Origin of the sequence: Rheinheimera riviphila, from assembly GCF_004005945.1 — a bacterium.
In the GTDB taxonomy this organism is placed as follows: Bacteria; Pseudomonadota; Gammaproteobacteria; order Enterobacterales; family Alteromonadaceae; genus Pararheinheimera; species Pararheinheimera riviphila.
Map to the genome: position 1 here is coordinate 1 of NZ_SACS01000016.1, position 19,914 is coordinate 19,914.

Below are 19,914 nucleotides of genomic sequence, written 5' to 3' on the forward strand. Positions count from 1 at the left end.
GCGACTCGCCGCAGGCAGTCCGCCAATGTTTTTTTCACGTTCAACCGTAGGGCGCGACTCGCCGCAGGCAGTCCGCCAAAGTTCATTGCTGCCGACACATTCAAAACCCGCTTAAACCACAGTTTCCGCGCCTGCCGGACTCCACCGGACGCCAACCCAGTTAAACTCACCTTACCACCGTATTTTTGGCAATAAATCCATTGAGCTGAACACAGTCACCACATTTGGTGCGATCCCGCTATTGGTTGTTGGCACCGCACTGAAGTGGTTGATTTAGGGCTCACTTAAAGTTAAATTAATGAAACTAAATGCGCCAAAAAATGTATCTTAATTTGGATCTCGCGGGTTTAATCCCGTCGTGCATGGAGAGAGGGATCATGAAACCTGCTGTACTTCCGATTTCGGTAAAGCCAGTCTGGCTTGGTCTGTCGAGTCATTTGTGGATATTGGCACTGGTGCTCGGCATCGTCTTTTTGTTTATGCGAGCGGCAGGAACTCTTGGTTCAGCGTCGCTGCGTTGGTTGCTGCCGGTTGGATTTCTGGTCATGGCAGTTTTGCCCTGGATCCTGCTCACCGCCACCGGGCGACGACAAATCGGGCTGCGGCGACCTAATAACGCAAGCTTCTACGTCGTTGGCGCCTGCACCGGGGTGCTCGCTGCCACGGTCTGTTTCCTGATCGGTATGTCACTGTTCGGCAACTCACCGGAAAATTGGTTTGTGAGCATCGCCAATGGTTATCGCCAGACTTTCGATACCACATCCTTTGGATTGTGGCAGCTGTATCTGATTTTTACCTTGCCGGCCATCATCTTTAGCCCGGTTGGCGAGGAGATCTTCTTTCGGGGCTTGTTGCAGCGCGCACTGGAACAACAATTTTCTACCTGGCAGAGCACGATCGCAGAGGCCGGTCTGTTCGCAATTGTGCATTTATGCCATCATGGACTCGTCCTCTCAGCAACTGGCTTCGAACTTTATCCGGCATCTGCAGCTATTTGGGTCATCTTGATGTTTGTCACAGCACTCTTATTTGCCTGGCTTCGAAAGGCTAGCGATTCGCTCGCTCCCGCTATCCTGTCCCATATCTTCTTTAATGCTGTGATGAATTTGTTTATCTTTACCGCACTATGGGCAGCGCCGAGCACACCCTAAGGATCATTGAATGTCCAACCGTAGGGCGCGACTCGCCGCAGGCTGTCCGCCAATGTTCATTGCTGCCGACACACTCAAAAACCGCTTAAACCACAGTTTCCACACCAGCCGTTGTGACCGGACGCACGCCAACCCGGCTGATTTCACCGTCCTGCAGCTCTGCCACTGTCCACACCATCTCTGACCATAACACCGTATCGCCGACGACCAGCTTGCCACCGTGTTTTTGCGCGATAAATTCATTGAGCTGGACACAGTCGCCACATTCGGTTAAATCGAGTGTGTAGAACATCGCTAAATCATCAAGTTTGGCGGCGCCATCCAGCATAAAATCGCCGAAAAACTCAAAGTCAAAGTTACGTTGTGGCGTTTCGCTGAACATCCGGCCGAGGACCGGCAAGTCGGCATCGTGACCGATAATACACAGAATATCGCCCGCCATCAGTTTGGTACTGCCCGAAGGGTGCAGCAGCACATTGTCACGAAACAGCGCCACAATGCGGGTTTTATCCGGCATATTCAGGCTGCGCAGTTCACTGCCGATGCACCATTTGTCTTCGTTGAGGCGGTAAACAAAAATTTCCCACTGGCTGGCTAGCTGAATTTCAATCCCGGCGCGTGAAATTGGCGATGGCATTGGTGGGATCACCACTTTCGCCAAACGTGCGGCAAAGCCCAAAGTAGTGCCCTGCAATAACAACGATACCAGCACAATAAAAAACGCCACATTAAAAAACAGTTGCGCATTGGGTAGCCCGGCCATCAGCGGAAACACCGCCAGGATCACCGGCACCGCGCCACGCAGGCCAACCCAGGAAATAAACGCCCGCTCTTTAAAGCTAAAGCCACGAAACGGCAGCAACCCAATAAACACCGATAACGGACGCGCGAACAAAATCATCCACAACGACAACAGCAGCGCCGGTACCGCAATCGGTAACAGCTCGCTTGGGGTTAACAATAAACCAAGCACCAGGAACATCCCGATTTGGCTGAGCCAGGCCAAACCATCAAACATATGCAAAATACCGTGGCGGTTACGGATCGCTTGGTTGCCAAGCACCAGACCACAGACGTACACGCTCAAAATACCGCTGCCACCGACAGCACCAGACAGCGCATACAAAATAATACCGCCACTGACCGCCAGCAACGGGTACAAACCATCGGCGATGTGAATAGAGTTGATGAGCTTCAGCAGCACCCAGCCGCCGGCGAGGCCAAGTAAAATACCGATACCAAATTGTTGCACCAGACTGACCAACACCGACCATTCAAATGACGTTTGGCCACTCGCCAGCATCGCAATTAAGGTAACAGTTAAAAACATCGCCATTGGGTCGTTACTGCCCGACTCTATTTCCAGCGTCGCGCCGACCCGCTCGTTCAGGCCTTTACCGTTGAGCAAATTAAATACCACAGCGGCATCGGTGGAACCGACAATAGCGCCGATCAGCAAACCTTCCAATAATTCAAGGTTAAACAACCAGGCCGCCGCAACACCGGTTAAACCAGCGGTAATTAATACACCAAAAGTTGCCAGAGATAACGAAGGCGTCAGTGCCACCCGGAAACTGCGGGCATTGGTGCGCATCCCACCATCCAGCAGAATCACCGCCAAGGCTAAGTTACTGACCATATACGACAATGAGTAGTCGTCAAACGCAATACCGCCAGGGCCATCGACGCCGGCAATCATGCCAACCGATAAAAATATCACCAGAATAGGCACGCCAATTTTATTGGCCACTGAACTCACCATAATGCTGGCCGCGACTAAAATCGCGCCAATCAGCAATAAGTGATTAATGGTACTTGCATCCAAGGTCGACCTCCCATCTCAGCTTTTTCCTGCATTCGAATTTGCAGGCTAATCATTAAAATAGTAGCTTAAGTCATCAACTTCAATCTGAAGTTCAGTTAAAATCAAAAATAAAATTTAAAAATATTAAATATCAAATAGATAGAAAATTATAATATTTAGATTGGTGAGACATACTTGAACACTAAGTCTTTTTTACCTACAGAAAAAAGTAATTTGATGCAGACTACATTTGAAAGCGACCATTTTCACAATTAACTGTTCTCTGAGCACAAAATATCAACTGGCGTACAGTTGAGATCTACGGCAATTCCCTTCATTCCCAGCAGGGAAAGCTGTTCTGCTACATCCTGCTTTGATGTAGCGGCTGACACAAGGTTGAAAAATTAACCTGTACTTTCGGCTCCCAGCCGATATAATACGCGCCGCTCTTTTGACTGTTCTTTATACAATAAGGTAATCCTATGCATCCGATGTTAAACATCGCTGTTCGTGCTGCGCGTGGCGCAGGCAATATTATCGCGCGTGCTTGTGGTCAGCTGGACATGGTCCAGTCCATTCAGAAAGGCACCAACGACTTTGTCACCAACGTCGACAAAGAAGCCGAACAGGCCATCGTCAATATTCTGCGTAAGTCATATCCGGATCATGACATCATCGCGGAAGAAGGTGGCGAATACACCAACAACAATAGTGATTACCAATGGGTCATCGACCCGCTTGATGGCACCACCAACTTTATCAAAGGCATCCCCCACTTCGCTGTTTCTATCGCGCTGCGTTACCGCGGCAAGCTGGATCAAGCGGTTATTTTTGACCCGCTGCGTGGTGAAGTCTTTACCGCCAGTCGTGGTGGTGGCGCGCAGTTAAATGGTCGCCGTATCCGCGTGACGTCATTACCAGATTTAGGCGGCACCGTCCTTGCGACCGGTTTCCCGTTTAAACATAAACACCATTTAGATGCTTACACTGAAACCTTTAAAACCTTCTTCACCGAAGCTGCTGATATCCGTCGCACCGGTTCTGCTGCACTGGATTTGGCTTATGTTGCTGCCGGTCGTTTTGATGGTTTCTGGGAAATTGGTTTAAAACCATGGGATATCGCTGCGGGCGAATTGATTGTGCGTGAAGCCGGTGGTTTGGTCAGCGACTTCGTCGGTGGCAATAACCAGATGAAGAGCGGTAATATTGTGGCAGCGAGCCCAAAAGTGCTGCAGGCGATGCTCAAGGGCATGCGTCCACATTTAACTGATTCATTAATGAAGTAACTGATGTAGCCTCCGTTCGAGGCGTCAGAATACAAAAAACCGCCAACTGGCGGTTTTTTTATTCGGTTTTTCTACTGCCCTGCAACGTTACGGCTTTTCCAACGGCAAACCGGCATTAACCCAGGCCGAATAACCGCCGGCCAGACTCAGCACGTCGGTATAACCCATCTTTTGCAGCACATCAGCAGCCAGCGCCGAGCGGAATCCACCACCACAATACAACACTAAGGTTTGTTGCTTGTCCTGCACTGCGGCTTCGATATCACGTTCAATAATACCTTTGCCCAGATGCATGGCTTGCGGTAAATGGCCGGCCTGCCATTCGCGGTCTTCACGCACATCAATCAACACCGATGGCCGTTGATGTTGCTGGAATTCATCAATGGTAATTTCTTTGACCCGGCTTTTGGCATCCGTCACCAGCGCCAGAAAACCCGTGTTATGTTGTTTACTCATAGTCATTGCTCCAACAATCGCGAATAGCTTTTTTATGACAAAGGCTCTGCTACCAACTTATTGCTACCAACTTTCTGCTACCAACTTTCTGCTACTAACTTTCTGCTGCGGTAAATAACCGGAGTCCGCGTGAACCGCCGACTCCGGCATGCAGCACAAGTTAGACCGGCGGTGTACCTTCGCCTTCTTTTTCAATCACGGTTGGCATCAAATCTTCACGGCTGGCGCCGAGAATCACAGTGATAGAACTCGCAACGTAAATTGACGAATAAGTACCGATCGCAATACCAAAAATCAACGCAGCAGCAAAGTTATGGATCAGCGCGCCGCCCATAAAGAACAAAGCAACCAGTGTTAATGCCGTGGTAAAAGACGTCATGGTCGTACGACTCAGGGTCGAAGTAATCGCTTCGTTGATACTCTCTTCTACCGTCGCGTCCCGCATTTTACGGAACATTTCCCGGATGCGGTCGAAGACCACGATGGTATCGTTAATCGAATAACCAATCAGCGCCAGCAAGGCCGCCAATACGGTTAAGTCAAATTCAAGACCCAAAATGGAGAACATGCCCATGGTGACAATGACGTCGTGCACCAAGGCTGCAACAGCGCCCACCGAGAAGCGCCATTCAAAACGCGCCGCAACATAAAGCATGATGCCGATAAACGCACTGATGACGGCAAGGAAACCATCTTCTTTTAGTTCGTCACCAACTGCCGCACCCACCACTTCAACCCGGCGGTTGGTCACTTCTCCCGACTCGACCTGTTTGATCGCTTCCAGAATTTGCGTACCGATTTCAGCTGTTTGCAAATCTTCGCGCGGCGCAATCCGGATTAATACTTCGGTCGTATTGCCAAAGTACTGCACCACGGCATCCGGAAAGCCATTTTTCGCCAGGCTGTCCCGAACTTTATCCAAGTCGGCCTGTTGCTCAAACCCAACCTCGATGACAGTACCACCGGTGAAATCCAACCCCAGGTGGATGCCTTTGGTGAAAATAGACACCAATGACGCCACAACCAGGAAGGTCGAAAATCCGATGGCCCACCATTTCAAACGCATGAAATCTAATGCTGATGTAAAGTTAAAAAGTCTCATGGTGGTTCCTTAAATTGGCAGCTTGTCGATTTTGCGGCCATTACCCCAAATCATATTGACCATCACCCGTGATACCGTGACCGCAGTAAATACTGAAGTAATGATACCGATAGCAAGGATCACAGCAAAACCTTTCACCGGACCTGTACCCACACCAAACAGGATCAAAGCGACCAGGAACGTGGTGATGTTGGAGTCGGCAATAGTGGCAAATGCCCTGTCATAACCTTCATGGATGGCTTGTTGTACCGAACGGCCTAAAGAGATTTCTTCGCGGATCCGCTCGTTAATCAAAACGTTGGCGTCAATCGCCATACCAATGGTTAACACAATCCCCGCCAGACCAGGCAAGGTGAGTGTGGCACCGGGCACCATCGACATCACGCCAATCAACACCACCACGTTGGAAGCCAACGCCAGGTTTGCGACCACACCAACCCACTTGTAATAGATGGTCATAAAAATAACGACCGTCAACATACCCCAGATGATCGCATTGATCCCCTGATCGATGTTTTCCTGGCCCAGGCTTGGACCAACAGTGCGTTCTTCGACAATCAGAATTGGCGCAATTAACGCACCGGCACGTAATAATACCGCCAGGTTTTGCGCTTCGCCCGGTGCATCCAGACCGGTGATCCGGAAGCTGCGCCCAAGCCGTGCCTGAATGGTGGCCACTGACACCACTTCTTCTTTTTTCTCTAAAATGGTTTTACCATTTTGATCTTTTTTATTGGTCGGTTTGTACTCAATAAATACCGTCGCCATCGATTTGCCGATGGCATTTTTGGTCACTTCAGAAATGGTCGAGCCGCCTTTGGCATCTAAATCGATATTAACCTGTGGCCGACCGTTTTCGTCAAAGCCACTATTGGCGCCAACGATATGGTTACCCGTTAACATCACCCGCTTTTGCAGTACCACCGGCCGACCACTACGGTCAACAAACAACTGCGAACTGGCTGGCACACGGCCTGCAACCGCGCTCTGTACGTCAGCATTTTCATCAACTAACCGAAATTCCAGCGTGGCAGTTGCCCCCAGAATTTCTTTAGCACGGGCGGTATCCTGAATGCCTGGCAGTTGCACGACGATCCGCTCAGCACCCTGACGTTGGACCAAAGGTTCTGCCACACCAATCGCATTCACCCGGTTACGGATGATGGTAATGTTTTGTGCCACAGCGTCTTCACGTAAAGCTTTCAGGCGCGCTTCGCTGAAACCGGCCTGTAAACCAAAGTCAGCCGTTTCTTTGAATTCCATATCCGGATCATTTTTGCTCAGCAGTGCTTTAGCAGCGGTGACGTCTTCGGCAGTACGGAATGACATGTTCACTTTCTGTCCCACCAGATCGGCGGTCACTGAACGATAACGAAGTTTGGCGGTACGCAAATCGACCCGGTACACCTGCACCAAATCGTTGACGTTTTTATCCATGGCGGTTTTCATATCCACTTCCATCATGAAGTGCACACCACCACGTAAATCCAGACCCAGCTTCATCGGTGCAGCACCAATAGCGTCTAACCAGGCCGGTGTCGCTGGCGCCAGGTTTAACGCGATGACAAATTTGTCACCTAACAAAGCTTCGACGGCTTCGCGGGCTTTTAACTGATCTTCGGTATTGTTAAAGCGGGCCAGAATGTGGCCTTTGTCCATCGCAATACTTTTCAGTTCGATATTTTTCTTCGTCAGCTCTGCTTGCAGGCTTGGGATAACGTCCTGGCTGATTTCAGCCCCACGGCTGGCGTTAATTTGTAATGACGGGTCGTTCGGGTAAAGATTAGGTAAGGCATAAATAAAACTTACCAACAGTACCATCGACACTAACAGATAACGCCAGATTGAATTCTGGTTTAACACAATATAATCCTTGTGGTTAAGTTAGCTTACAGTGACTTCAAGGTGCCTTTTGGCAACACTGCGGTGATAGCGCCTTTTTGAACTGTCACTTCGGTGGTGTCGTTCAGCGCGATGACCGCAAAATCTTTGTCATCAGCAATTTTGCTGATGCGACCAATCAAGCCGCCCTGGGTCAGTACTTCATCACCTTTAGCCAACGCCGCCATCAGGTTTTTATGCTCTTTCATCCGCTTGGCTTGTGGACGGTAGATCAGGAAATAGAAAATCAGACCAAAAGCCACCAACATGATGATCATGTCAAGGCCGCCGCCTGGCTGGCCGCCGGCTGGAGCTGTTTGCGCGTAGGCATTCGAAATAAATAAACTCATGGTTGTCCCCTTAAATTAAAAAACTAAAAATTAAAAATTACGATTCTTTTGGTGATTCTATCGGTGCTGCTGTCGACGCCTCTAACGATACTTCGGCAGCTGATTCAACGGCCGGCAGCGGCGGTAACACATCCAAAGCAGGTACCGGCAGACCCCGTTTCTGGTAGAAGTCTGCCACAAAAGCGTCCAGCTTACCTGCAGCAATAGCATCGCGTAAACCTTGCATCAGAATTTGATAGTGCCGCAGGTTGTGGATGGTATTAAGGCGTGCGCCGAGAATTTCGTTGCAACGGTCCAGATGATGTAAATATGACCGCGAATAGCTTTTACAAGTGTAACAGTCGCATTCTGCGTCTAAAGGTGCGATATCGTCCTTATATTTGGCGTTGCGGATCTTAATCACGCCAGCATTGACGAATAAATGACCGTTACGGGCGTTGCGGGTTGGCATCACGCAGTCGAACATATCGATGCCACGACGCACCCCTTCCACCAAATCTTCCGGCTTACCGACACCCATCAGGTAACGTGGTTTATGTTTTGGTAACTGGTCAGCTGTATGATTAAGGATTTTGATCATTTCATGTTTTGGCTCGCCAACCGACAAACCACCGATGGCATAACCATCAAAGCCAATGTCTTCCAGGCCCTGCAATGAAACGTCCCGCAGATTTGGATACATGCCGCCCTGAATAATACCAAACAACGCTGACGGATTATCACCATGCGCATCTTTGCTACGTTTGGCCCAGCGCAGTGACATTTCCATCGATTTTTTGGCTTGTTTTTCAGTGGCTGGATAAGGCGTACATTCGTCGAAAATCATCACGATGTCGGAGCCAAGCGCCGCTTGTACTTCCATCGATTTTTCTGGCGTTAAAAAGATTTTTTCGCCATTCAGTGGCGAGCGGAAGGTCACCCCTTCTTCTTTGATTTTGCGCAGTTCACCCAGGCTAAACACCTGAAAACCGCCGGAGTCAGTCAGAATTGGTTTCTGCCATTGCATAAAGTCATGTAAATCACCGTGTTTTTTGATGATTTCAGTGCCTGGTCGCAGCATCAGGTGGAAGGTATTACCGAGACAAATCTGCGCGCCGGTGGCGTCAAGTTCTTCCGGGGTCATGCCTTTAACAGTACCGTAAGTACCTACTGGCATAAAGGCTGGGGTTTCAACCACACCGCGGTCAAACACCATCCGGCCACGACGGGCTTTGCCGTCAGTCGTTAATAATTCAAATTTCACTTTAACCTCTTTGGCCGGAAAAACAGTCCAGCACTATTAAAAACCGGCCGATTGTAGCAGAAAGATTGGCGGGTTACAGGATCAACATCGCATCGCCGTAGGAGTAAAACCGATACTGCTCCGCGATAGCGGTTTGATAAGCCTGCATCACAAAATCACGGCTGCTAAAGGCCGACACCAGCATAATCAAGGTTGATTCCGGCAAATGGAAGTTGGTGATCAGCGCATCCACCACTGCAAACTGATAACCAGGGTAGATAAAAATCCGGGTATCACCGGCATAAGGCTGTAACGGCAATTGCTGCGCCTTGGCAAACTGCGCCGCCGATTCCAACGAACGCACTGAAGTGGTCCCCACCGCTATCACTTTATTGCCACGTGCTTTACAGGCGTTGACCTTGTCCACCACCTCAGCCGGCACTTCGATGTATTCGGCATGCATTTGATGTTCCAGCACATTATCCACCCGCACCGGCTGAAAAGTACCAGCGCCAACGTGCAAAGTAACAAAGGCAAATTCCACGCCTTTGGCCTGCAATGCATCCAATAGCGGCTGGTCAAAATGTAATCCAGCGGTGGGCGCGGCAACAGCGCCTGGTTTTTGGTTGTAGACGGTTTGATAACGTTCACGATCAGAAGCCGCATCCGGCCGGTCGATATAAGGCGGCAGCGGCATATGACCAAGGCGCTCCAGCATGTCCAGCACTGGCTCATCTGATGTAACGCGAAGCTCAAATAACTCGCCATGGCGCTGCACCATTTCGACTTCGGCATCGTTTTCCAGCACCAGCAGATTGCCCGCTTTGGGCGCTTTACTGGCGCGGACATGGGCTAAAAAGCGCTTTGTATCTAAAATCCGCTCCACCAGCACTTCGACTTTGCCGCCGGAAGCTTTTTGGCCAAATAACCGTGCCGGAATGACGCGGGTATTGTTAAATACCAGCAAATCGCCAGCATTAAACGCAGCAAGAATATCGGTGAAATGTTGATGGTTCAGTTCGCCGGTGTGGCGGTTCAGTTTTAACAACCGGCTGGCAGAACGCTCAGCTTGAGGATAACGGGCAATCAGCTGCTCCGGCAGCTCAAAGGAAAAATCGGTACGTAGCATAAAATAGTCCGCTTTACTGACAAACTAGAAAAAAGGGTCGCCATTGTACTTGGCTGCGCCTTTGAACTCAAATTGGCTGCCAAGGCTAACAAGGCGTGGATCTGCAACAATGTTACCGAACATAGGTATTCACAGCTGGATTGTTAAATAATGCTTTTTATATCAGCAATAGCTGAACTATAATCAGTCACATCTATGCAAGTGGCAGGATGCCAGAACAGGAACAGTAAAATGGATTTATGGTTTGCAGGATGGTTGTTTGGTTGTAGCCTGATTATCTTAAGCTGGTATTGTCACCAGTTGGCGAGCGAAAAAGGTTATAGCCCCTGGTTGTTTGCAGTGCTTGGTTTGTTGCCGCTGCTCAACTTCTTCTCGTTATTGCTACTGTATCTGTTACCCGATAAACATGCTGAAGAACACCGGGTGTACTTCAGCAAATTTCGCCAGCGCCCCTGATTTACTGTCAATAAAGCTGATTCAGACTCCTGGATCAGCCACACACTTTTGCTGCAGCACTTCGGCAATCAAGGCTGCCATCAATTTATAACTACGCGCTTTGCTGGACGTTGGCCGCCAGGCCACACCGATATCACGGTAAGCGGTAGCATTCTGCGGCGACTGACTAATCAGCTGCGTACCTTCTAACAAACCACTGTTAATCGCCATTTGTGGCATAAAAGTCACGCCGAGTTTGTTATTTACCATCTGGGTTAGCGTGTGCAGGCTGGTGGCGAAAAACGGGTTCACCTTCCGTGAGTCTTCCAACTCACAGGCTTTGACCGCATGGCCGGTTAAACAATGCTCGCGCTCTAGCAAAAAGATACTTTCATCCGGCCACTGCGAAATATCCTGCTGGAAACCACGTCCCAGCCAGTCCTGATGTAATACCAGCTTAAAACCGTCCTGCGCCAGCACTTCGGTATGAAAAGCGCCGGTTTCATAAGGCAACGCCAGTAACACCATGTCGAGCCGGCCTTCGGCTAAACCTTGTAGCGAATTGTCCGAGGTATCTTCGCGCAGCAACAATTGCAGCTCCGGATACCGCTCGCGGCACAAGGTCATCACTTCACTCAGCACAAAAGGCGCAATCGTTGGGATACAACCCAAGCGAAACGGGCCGGTCATCGGTTTGCCCTGATGCCGGGCGAAATCGGTCAGCTCTTCACATTGTTCGATAATATACCGCGCCTGGCGCACCACATCTTCGCCCAACGGCGTGAAAATAAAGGTTTTATGGTCGCGTTCCAGCAACTGCGCATTCATGGTTTCTTCCAGATTGGCAATAGCGGCACTTAAAGTCGATTGACCGATATAACAGGCATCGGCGGCACGACCAAAATGTTGGTGTTCGTGTAAAGCCAGCAGATATTGGAGTTGTTTGATACTGGGCAGACGTTTCATCAGATTTTCCGCAGCAAAGGGCACTTTGTACCTGTAATACCGATGAATTTGATGCTAGAGGAATTACCGGGAGACTGCAAGCGCATTCATTTGGCTTGCTGTTAAAAATAGTAGGCTCAAAAACAGTGGCCGCAGAAAAACAACAACCCGCCGTAGCGGGTTGTTAAAACGTACACAACTTGTGAGTTGCTTCGGTTACAGCATTTCCATAATGGTTTTGATGATGTAGAAGAACAAAATCGACAAGAACGCACCGATTGGCAGCGTCACCACCCAGGAAATAAAGATGTTACGCACCACACTCAGGTTCAGCGCCGCAATACCACGGGCCATACCAACGCCGAGTACCGCACCGACCAAGGTTTGAGTGGTCGAAATTGGTAAACCCATACCTGAAGAAATAACCACGGTGCTGGCAGCAGCGATTTCAGCAGCAAAACCACGGCTTGGGGTTAAGTGAGTGATGTTCGAGCCGATGGTTTGGATAACCCGGGCACCAAAGGTCATCAAACCAATCACGATACCAACGGCACCTAAAGGTAAAATCCACCAGTCCAGCGCGACTTTATCTAAAACCTGACCACCCGACTGAATCACCCCAACCACAGCAGCCAAAGGTCCTATCGCATTGGCCACATCATTTGAACCATGGGCAAATGCCATACAACAGGCAGTGAAAATCATCAGAATGCCGAAGATTTTTTCGACGTTGTTAAAGTGCATTTCTTTATCAGCTTCCGGATCAATCTTAACCCGGCTAATGGCGATTTTACCGATCAGACCCACCACCAGAGCAATAGCGACACAAAGTAAAAAACCTTGTTCATCGGTCATGTTGATACCAACGTGCTTCAGGCCCTTGGTTACAGTGACAAACGCCATGATAAAGGCAGCAAACACCATATAAAACGGTACATATTTCTTGGCACTTTCTAACGGATTATCGGTGTCAAAAATCAGCTTTTGTGCGCTCATAAAAATTAAATAAGCAAGAATACCCGCCAGTAACGGCGTGACGACCCAGCTGCCGACGATGCCGCCAACTTCACCCCAATGCACAGCTTCCATACCAACGCCAACTGCACCAAAACCGATGATAGCGCCAACAATCGAGTGAGTGGTTGAGACCGGCCAGCCAAAATAAGTGGCAACTAATAACCAGCTACCAGCCGCCATCAAGGAGGCAATCATGCCGTACGCCAATAACTCCGGCACTGCGGCAAACACCTGCGCATCAACAATCCCACTACGGATAGTCGAAGTCACTTCACCACCGGCAAAAAAGGCACCGGTAAATTCAAAAACTGCAGCAATGATAATGGCTTGTTTAATGGTCAGCGCTTTTGAACCGACCGAGGTCCCCATCGCGTTAGCTACGTCATTGGCACCTACACCGTAGGCCATGACAAAGCCAAAAAAAGCAGCGGCGGCCAGCAGATAGACGCCGTATTGTGACAAAATTTCCATAATAAAATACCTTTGGAATTAACGAGCTAACATGATTTCAAGCCGTGAACCAACCTTGAGGGCTGTGTCCGCCAGATCCCCGACCCACTCCAGAGTGCGGTACAGGAACATCACATCAACCGGATTTAACTCGGCTTCTGCTTTACGCACAAATTTGCGCAGGCCAATTTGCATTTGATCGGTGTCGTGTTCAATTTCATCGATTTTTTCGATCATTTTGATCACCAGATCAACTTCACGGCCACGGAAACCAGTTTCCAGTAACTCGTCTAATTCGTTGATGGCTTCACAAGCCAACGCCACAGCATCAAGGCACCGTTGCAGATAGGCATGGAATTCAACCTGAATGGGTTGGGGGATTTCGAGCTCCCGACCTAATACCCGGCCGGTAATGTCTTTGGCTTTGTTCGCAATTTTATCTTGCTGTGATACCAGCTCGAGAATATCGGTACGTTCTACCGGTAAAAACAAACCACGTGGTAAGTGGACCCGGATATCACGTTTTAATTTGTCGGCATCTTTTTCTAACGCGACGATGGTCTTCCTGACTTCCGCTGCAGTATCCCAGTCCTTGTTATACACCGCAGCAAAAAATGGCAGTAATTGTTCACTTGCTGCCAATACTTTGCGGATATGCTCTTCGATCGGCTTAATTGGAGATTTTGCGAATACAGCCAAAAATGCACTTGGCATAGGTTTGCCTCTTGGTTTTGATGTGGACGAAAGTCGGCGCGCATTGTACTGCAATCATTCAGTAATAAAAATGACATTTTCCAGCAAAATGAAAACGCCAGCCTGAATTTTAGTCAGAACTGGCGTTGCTGTAACATTTTTATTTAAGAAAGTGATTTTTTAGCTGCGGGCATCCTGCTCCAGAATGTCTTCACCGCTATGGCGGACATCTTTTCCTTTCACAAAGGAAATGACGTACTCTGCGATATTTTTACAACGATCGCCCATCCGCTCCAGCGAACGCGCCGACCATAATACATTCATGATTTTCGGGATAGATCGTGGATCTTCCATCATATAGGTCATCAATTGGCGGGTGATCGCTTCATATTCGCGGTCGACTTTTTTATCTTCTTTGTACACAGCGAGTGCGGCTTCGACGTCCATTCTGGCAAAAGCATCCAGCACATCGTGCAGCATCTGCGCCACATGGCGTCCCATATTTTCCAGATTCACCAGCAAATCCTGTTGCGCGCTGCTGAACGATTCCAGCGCCACTTTAGCGATACGTTCGGCTTCATCACCAATCCGTTCTAAGTCGGAAATGGCTTTGATAATCGCCATAATCAGCCGTAAATCACTGGCGGCAGGCTGGCGTTTGGCAATGATACGGGTACATTCGCCATCAATGCGAATTTCCCAGTCGTTGACCACTAAATCAGTTGCGATGACCTGGCGCGCCAGTTCGGCGTCGCTGGTGGCAATGGCCGTCAGCGCATCAGACAGTTGCTGTTCAATCAAACCACCCATCGCCATCACGTGGTTGCGGATCTGCTCAATTTCTTCATTAAACTGGCTGGAAATGTGCTTGGTTAAATTTAATTTATCCATCATGGACTCCTATTAAACCTTATGTCGGTGGCTGCTTCAATTAGCCGAACCGGCCAGTAATGTAATCTTCTGTTTGCTGCTCTGATGGATTGGTGAACATTTTGTTCGTCGCATCAAATTCAATCAGATCGCCCATGTACATAAAGGCAGTATAGTCAGAAACCCGTGCCGCCTGTTGCATGTTGTGCGTGACAATGACGATGGTGTAACGGTCTTTTAACTCGTAAATCAGCTCTTCAATTTTCAGCGTCGAGATTGGATCCAGCGCCGATGCCGGCTCATCGAGCAACAGCACTTCAGGTTCGATTGCAATCGCACGGGCAATCACCAGTCGTTGTTGCTGACCACCTGACAAACCAAAGGCGTTGTCGTGTAACCGGTCTTTTACTTCATTCCACAGCGCCGCGCCTTTGAGTGATGTTTCTACCACTTCATCCAGCACCCGCTTGTCTTTCACGCCTTGCAGACGCAGGCCATAAGCGACGTTTTCATAAATAGTTTTCGGGAACGGGTTGGGCTTTTGGAATACCATGCCAACCGAACGGCGCAGTTCCGACACATCCACCGATGGGGCGTAAATATTCTGACCATCCATCAGAATTTCACCTTCAATCCGGCAGATATCGACCAAATCGTTCATCCGGTTAAAGCAGCGTAACAAGGTCGATTTACCACAACCTGACGGGCCGATAAAAGCGGTGACGCGCTTTTCCGGAATGGTCATATTGATGCCATTTAAGGCGCGGGCGTCAGCGTAATACAGATTCAGGTTGTTCACCGTCAGCTTTACTTTTTCATCGGCCAGGATCAGGTCGCTGGTGCTGTTTTGCAGTTGCTGTTGACTCATTGTTTCATTCACTCTTTCAAATTTAATCCGGGTTGCAGTGGCGCCCGCAGGCGCCGGTGGCATCAAAGCTCAGCTTAATCCGATTCGCTGCGGTATTTTTCCCGCAATCTGTTACGCAATTGAATGGCCGCCATATTCAGCACCACAATCAGCACCACCAGCACCAGCGCAGTGGCATACAACAATGGCCGTGACGCTTCGACGTTCGGGCTTTGGAAACCAACGTCATAAACGTGGAAACCCAGGTGCATAATTTTCTGATCCAAATGTACAAACGGGAAGTTGCCATCGACCGGTAACGTTGGTGCTAATTTCACCACACCCACCAGCATCAGCGGCGCCACTTCACCGGCAGCACGGGCGATGGCCAGAATTAAACCGGTCATCATCGCAGGTGTGGCCAGCGGCACCACCACTTTCCACAAAGTTTCAGACTTGGTCGCACCAAGGGCCAATGAGCCCATGCGGATGGTACTCGGAATACGTGACAAGCCTTCTTCGGTTGACACAATCACCACCGGTAACGTCAGCAGCGCCAGCGTTAACGAGGCCCAGAATAAACCTGGAGTACCAAAAGTTGGCGAAGGCAAAGATTCCGCATAAAACAGCTGGTCGATATTGCCGCCCAGAATGTACACAAAAAAGCCCAGACCAAACACACCGTAAACGATTGAAGGTACACCGGCCAGGTTATACACCGAAATCCGGATAATTTTCAGCACCGTACCCTGCTTGGCATATTCGCGCAGGTAAATCGCCGCCAGCACACCAAAGGGGGTCACGATGATCGACATCAAAATCACCATCGTCACGGTGCCGAAAATTGCCGGGAAAATCCCGCCTTCAGTATTCGCTTCGCGTGGATCATCAACCAGAAACGACCACAGCGCAAAGCCATAATGGCCAACTTTCTGCAGTGTATTCATCGCGTTTGGCTGATGGGCATGCACGATGTTGCTCAGACTGATGGTCATTTCAGTGCCTTCAGCAGACGTCATCACCAAACTGTCACGCTTAGCGTCAGCGTTGAGTGCATCCAGCTGCTGTTGTAACTGGGCATACTGTGCATCCAGCTCCGCTCTGTCCTGCGCGGCCTGTTGCTCATAAGCTGAAAGTTGTTCTGCGGTGGCGCCGGCCAATTCAAGCTTACGTTTTTCCAGTCGCAGTTTTTCGAGGCCTTTGTTGATGCGGCCAATATCGGTCTTTTCGATGGCGCTGATGGCATCATGGATATCGTTGGCGCGGTCAATCCGCAACTCCAGTTCCGCCCACAACGCATCGCCTTCAGCAACAACTTTATCCTGCTGCAGCAGTTTTTGCGGGAAGCCGAAGAAATGACCCCATTCGCGCCGCTCAATCACCGTGGCGTTTTGTGGCTGTTGCCAGTTCGCTAAATCGCGGTCTAAAAACCAGGCGAAATCACGGCCATATAGATCGCGGTTACCGACTTTCAGTAAATGCCGCGGGTAGACCAGCTGACCGTCATCCAGCTTAACGCCGGAGTCTTTTAACACTGCGGCACTGACTTCTTCGGTGCGCACTAATTCCGCCAGCAGCATTTTTTCACTGCCATCCGGCTGTTTTGCTTGCACCGTCTGCAAATTACCCGGCCAGAAGTGACTGCCACCCTGCACCAGAATCAGCCCCAGAACGCCAATCACCATCACCAGACACAAAGCAATTGCGCCGGCGTTTAACCAAATCCACGGAGTTCCCGTTTTGAACCAAGCTCTCATCGTCATGACTCCAACTTACAGATTGCTAAAGCGTTGACGTAAACGCTGCCGTATCACTTCGGCTAATGTGTTAAAGACAAAGGTGAATACAAACAGCACCAGTGCCGCCAGGAACAACACGCGGAAGTGGGTACTGCCAACAGCAGTTTCCGGTAACTCCACCGCGATATTGGCCGAAAGTGTGCGCATGCCTTCAAACAGGTTGAAGTTCACCACCGGGCTATTGCCGGTTGCCATCAGCACGATCATCGTTTCACCCACAGCACGGCCAAAACCAACCATCACTGCGGCAAAAATACCAGGGCTTGCCGTTGGTAACACCACACCCATCATCGTTTGCCAAGGCGTTGCACCGAGGGCCAATGAACCTTGGGTTAAATGACGTGGCACGTTAAAAATCGCATCTTCGGCAATCGAGAAGATATTCGGAATGACCGCAAAACCCATGGCAATGCCCACTACCAGCGCGTTGCGTTGATCGTAAGTAATGCCATTGTCAGTAAACCACTGGCGCAGGCTGCCATTAAAAAACTGATTATCAATCGCCGGGCTTAAACTGACACAAATCCAGATAAACGCGATGATCACCGGCACCAGCAGCGCCACTTCCCAACCAAGTCCAATGCGGTTACGCAGGCTTGCCGGCAGATAACGGTAACACCAGGCGGCCAGTAACATCATCAGCGGCAACAACAGTAAAATGGAGAACACGGCACTTAAATAATTTTCGATAAAAGGCGCCAGCCACAAACCAGCCAGGAAACCCAGAATTACGGTTGGCAAGGCCGCCATAATTTCAATGGTCGGTTTGACCTTACCGCGCAGCTTTGGCGTCATAAAATAAGCGGTGTACAGCGCACTCATCACCGCCAGTGGCGTGGCAAATAACATCGCGAACAACGCTGCTTTTAACGTTCCTACTGCCAGTGGCACCAGACTCATTTTTGCTTCAAATTCATCAGAACCCGACGAGGCTTGCCAGATATAATCTGCTTCGCCACGACCTTCGTACCAGACTTCATTCCACATCGCTTTCCACGATACGTCCGGGTGGGCATTTTCCAGCAGGAAATTATGCGTCTGACCTTTGGTATCAAGGATCAAAAAAGCATCATTAATCGGACTAATCGCCAGCCTTGCCGGCTGAATGTCGTCGGCTAGCGGTTCCAACCACAAGGTGCGGGCTGAAGTACCGTAATGGATGCCCAGGTGGCCTTTTTCATCAATTGCCATAAAACCTTTGCGCGAATACTCAGGTTCAATCTGGGTAATGGCCGCCGGATGCTGGTCGAAGTCACGAATGTGCTTCAGGTGAAAGTTATTATGCTCGTCGCGGACTAAAAACCACTGACTGACAGTGCCATCACTGCCACCCACAATTAACGACACTGAACCGACCAAAAACTCCAGCGCGGTAATGTTCTGACCAGTGGCGACTGCGGTTACGGCTTCCACATAACGGGCAGATGCCGGTTCGCTAATGTCGTAATAATGGATTTTGTTGTCCATATCCGCGACAAACAGGTTTTTCAGCGTGGTATCGACCAACATTTTACGCACAGTTTTTGGCGCTTCCGGCAGTTGATAGTCGGTCCGCACTAACGTTGTTTCGCCGCTCAGAAATTCGGTCTGGGCTTCAAACAGGTTGTAGGACAAACGGCCATCGGCGGTAAAGGCGGTAATCGCCGTACCTGAAGGGCCTTCCTGCACCGCCAGGCTTAAGATCGGTTGTTGTTGCGGATCAAGCTGGATCGGCGTGTCACCGAGTGGATAAGTCACCACCGGCACAATTTGCCGTTTGTCATTCGGGTAGCTTAAGTTGTATTCATGTTTGGCCACCAGCACCTGGCCGTTGCTTAAACCAAAAGCAATCAGACCAGAGCGTGGTTCACCTTTAGCAAAACTGCTGATGGTGGCATCTGCCGGTAACGCCAGCTGAATTTTTTGCTGCGCGGCACCGGTTTTGGCATCAAAAAACTGCAACTGACCACCAGCATCGGCCACCAGACCGACTTCACCATAGCGTTCCAGATTACTGAACAGTGGTTGCGGGCTGGCACTTGGATAGCTGTGTTGTTTCTCGACATCGGCCGACGAAAATATCGGTCCAACTTCAGAAAACAAATAAATGAAGATTGTGGCAAAAGCCGCCACCACACTGATACCGGCAAAAGCGATACCATACTGTGACACTTTATCTTTAAAACTGCGCCACTTGCGCAAGCGCGCCCTTTTCTCACCGCTGGGCAGTAAGGAACGGGTCACCTGAGTGGGCTCGGGACTTACAGTACTTGGGGTACTGGCGGTACTTACGGAGGTCTGTTGCATTGGTGCACATCCACGACTGACTTTTCGGATAGTGCAAAGCATAGATGAGTTTTATTTCAGAAATATTACAATGAAGTTTTTTGTCACAATACGGTCATATAGACATTGAGCTACTCAGAAAAGAATAGCGGCAATTTGACACTAGCCAAAACAGCTAAAGCACCGCGCAGGCAGTGCTTTGGCATATGCTG

The 19,914-nt window shown here is 49.7% G+C and carries 18 protein-coding genes; 4 read left to right on the forward strand and 14 right to left on the reverse strand.

Going from position 1 to position 19,914, the window contains the following annotated elements:
- The coding region (locus EOE67_RS20705; RefSeq protein ID WP_206099607.1) for a hypothetical protein at positions 1–195 on the forward strand (195 nt) is incomplete at its 5' end.
- A gap of 182 nt (positions 196–377) precedes the next feature.
- On the forward strand, positions 378–1,151 hold the full coding sequence (locus EOE67_RS14130; RefSeq protein ID WP_164852344.1) for a CPBP family intramembrane glutamic endopeptidase: 774 nt from the start codon (positions 378–380) through the stop codon (positions 1,149–1,151).
- Positions 1,152–1,236: 85 nt separating this feature from the next.
- Here the strand turns inward: EOE67_RS14130 and EOE67_RS14135 are convergent, their stop codons facing one another.
- Positions 1,237–2,976, reverse strand: a complete 1,740-nt coding sequence (locus tag EOE67_RS14135; RefSeq protein ID WP_127699986.1) for a potassium/proton antiporter — start codon at positions 2,974–2,976, stop codon at positions 1,237–1,239.
- A 461-nt stretch (positions 2,977–3,437) separates the two neighbouring features.
- On the opposite strand from EOE67_RS14135, the gene suhB reads away from it, so the two are divergent.
- Positions 3,438–4,241, forward strand: coding sequence for an inositol-1-monophosphatase (gene suhB, locus EOE67_RS14140; RefSeq protein WP_127699987.1), 804 nt, complete (start codon positions 3,438–3,440; stop codon positions 4,239–4,241).
- A gap of 87 nt (positions 4,242–4,328) precedes the next feature.
- On the opposite strand, the gene EOE67_RS14145 is transcribed toward suhB, so the two are convergent.
- The 6 genes from EOE67_RS14145 to queA form a co-directional block, all read right to left on the reverse strand.
- Positions 4,329–4,697: a rhodanese-like domain-containing protein gene (locus EOE67_RS14145; protein ID WP_127699988.1), complete on the reverse strand. Its 369-nt coding sequence runs from the start codon at positions 4,695–4,697 to the stop codon at positions 4,329–4,331.
- A 160-nt stretch (positions 4,698–4,857) separates the two neighbouring features.
- Entirely contained in the window at positions 4,858–5,799 is a 942-nt protein-coding gene (secF, locus tag EOE67_RS14150; RefSeq protein ID WP_127699989.1) for a protein translocase subunit SecF, read from the reverse strand.
- A gap of 9 nt (positions 5,800–5,808) precedes the next feature.
- The gene (secD, locus tag EOE67_RS14155; RefSeq protein ID WP_127699990.1) at positions 5,809–7,662 is read right to left on the reverse strand and encodes a protein translocase subunit SecD; all 1,854 of its coding nucleotides are present in this window, start codon (positions 7,660–7,662) and stop codon (positions 5,809–5,811) included.
- Positions 7,663–7,688: 26 nt separating this feature from the next.
- Entirely contained in the window at positions 7,689–8,030 is a 342-nt protein-coding gene (yajC, locus tag EOE67_RS14160; RefSeq protein WP_127699991.1) for a preprotein translocase subunit YajC, read from the reverse strand.
- A gap of 37 nt (positions 8,031–8,067) precedes the next feature.
- Complete coding sequence (gene tgt, locus EOE67_RS14165) at positions 8,068–9,273, reverse strand: tRNA guanosine(34) transglycosylase Tgt (protein ID WP_127699992.1); 1,206 nt, start codon at positions 9,271–9,273, stop codon at positions 8,068–8,070.
- Positions 9,274–9,346: 73 nt separating this feature from the next.
- Positions 9,347–10,381 (reverse strand): tRNA preQ1(34) S-adenosylmethionine ribosyltransferase-isomerase QueA, encoded by a 1,035-nt coding sequence (queA, locus tag EOE67_RS14170; RefSeq protein WP_127699993.1) that lies wholly within the window; start codon positions 10,379–10,381, stop codon positions 9,347–9,349.
- A 231-nt stretch (positions 10,382–10,612) separates the two neighbouring features.
- Here queA and EOE67_RS14175 point away from each other — a divergent pair, with 231 nt between their 5' ends.
- Positions 10,613–10,837: a hypothetical protein gene (locus tag EOE67_RS14175; RefSeq protein ID WP_127699994.1), complete on the forward strand. Its 225-nt coding sequence runs from the start codon at positions 10,613–10,615 to the stop codon at positions 10,835–10,837.
- Positions 10,838–10,858: 21 nt separating this feature from the next.
- Here the strand turns inward: EOE67_RS14175 and EOE67_RS14180 are convergent, their stop codons facing one another.
- The 7 genes from EOE67_RS14180 to EOE67_RS14210 all read right to left on the reverse strand — a co-directional run bounded on the left by EOE67_RS14180 (position 10,859) and on the right by EOE67_RS14210 (position 19,723).
- Complete coding sequence (locus EOE67_RS14180; protein ID WP_127699995.1) at positions 10,859–11,782, reverse strand: hydrogen peroxide-inducible genes activator; 924 nt, start codon at positions 11,780–11,782, stop codon at positions 10,859–10,861.
- Between the two features lie 195 nt (positions 11,783–11,977).
- Entirely contained in the window at positions 11,978–13,249 is a 1,272-nt protein-coding gene (locus tag EOE67_RS14185; protein WP_127699996.1) for an inorganic phosphate transporter, read from the reverse strand.
- Positions 13,250–13,267: 18 nt separating this feature from the next.
- On the reverse strand, positions 13,268–13,942 hold the full coding sequence (locus EOE67_RS14190) for a TIGR00153 family protein (protein ID WP_127699997.1): 675 nt from the start codon (positions 13,940–13,942) through the stop codon (positions 13,268–13,270).
- Between the two features lie 159 nt (positions 13,943–14,101).
- Entirely contained in the window at positions 14,102–14,812 is a 711-nt protein-coding gene (phoU, locus tag EOE67_RS14195; protein WP_127699998.1) for a phosphate signaling complex protein PhoU, read from the reverse strand.
- 40 nt (positions 14,813–14,852) lie between these two features.
- Positions 14,853–15,659, reverse strand: a complete 807-nt coding sequence (pstB, locus tag EOE67_RS14200) for a phosphate ABC transporter ATP-binding protein PstB (RefSeq protein ID WP_127699999.1) — start codon at positions 15,657–15,659, stop codon at positions 14,853–14,855.
- Between the two features lie 74 nt (positions 15,660–15,733).
- Entirely contained in the window at positions 15,734–17,395 is a 1,662-nt protein-coding gene (pstA, locus tag EOE67_RS14205; RefSeq protein ID WP_127700000.1) for a phosphate ABC transporter permease PstA, read from the reverse strand.
- Between the two features lie 15 nt (positions 17,396–17,410).
- On the reverse strand, positions 17,411–19,723 hold the full coding sequence (locus tag EOE67_RS14210; RefSeq protein WP_127700001.1) for an ABC transporter permease subunit: 2,313 nt from the start codon (positions 19,721–19,723) through the stop codon (positions 17,411–17,413).
- Positions 19,724–19,914 lie beyond the last annotated feature (191 nt).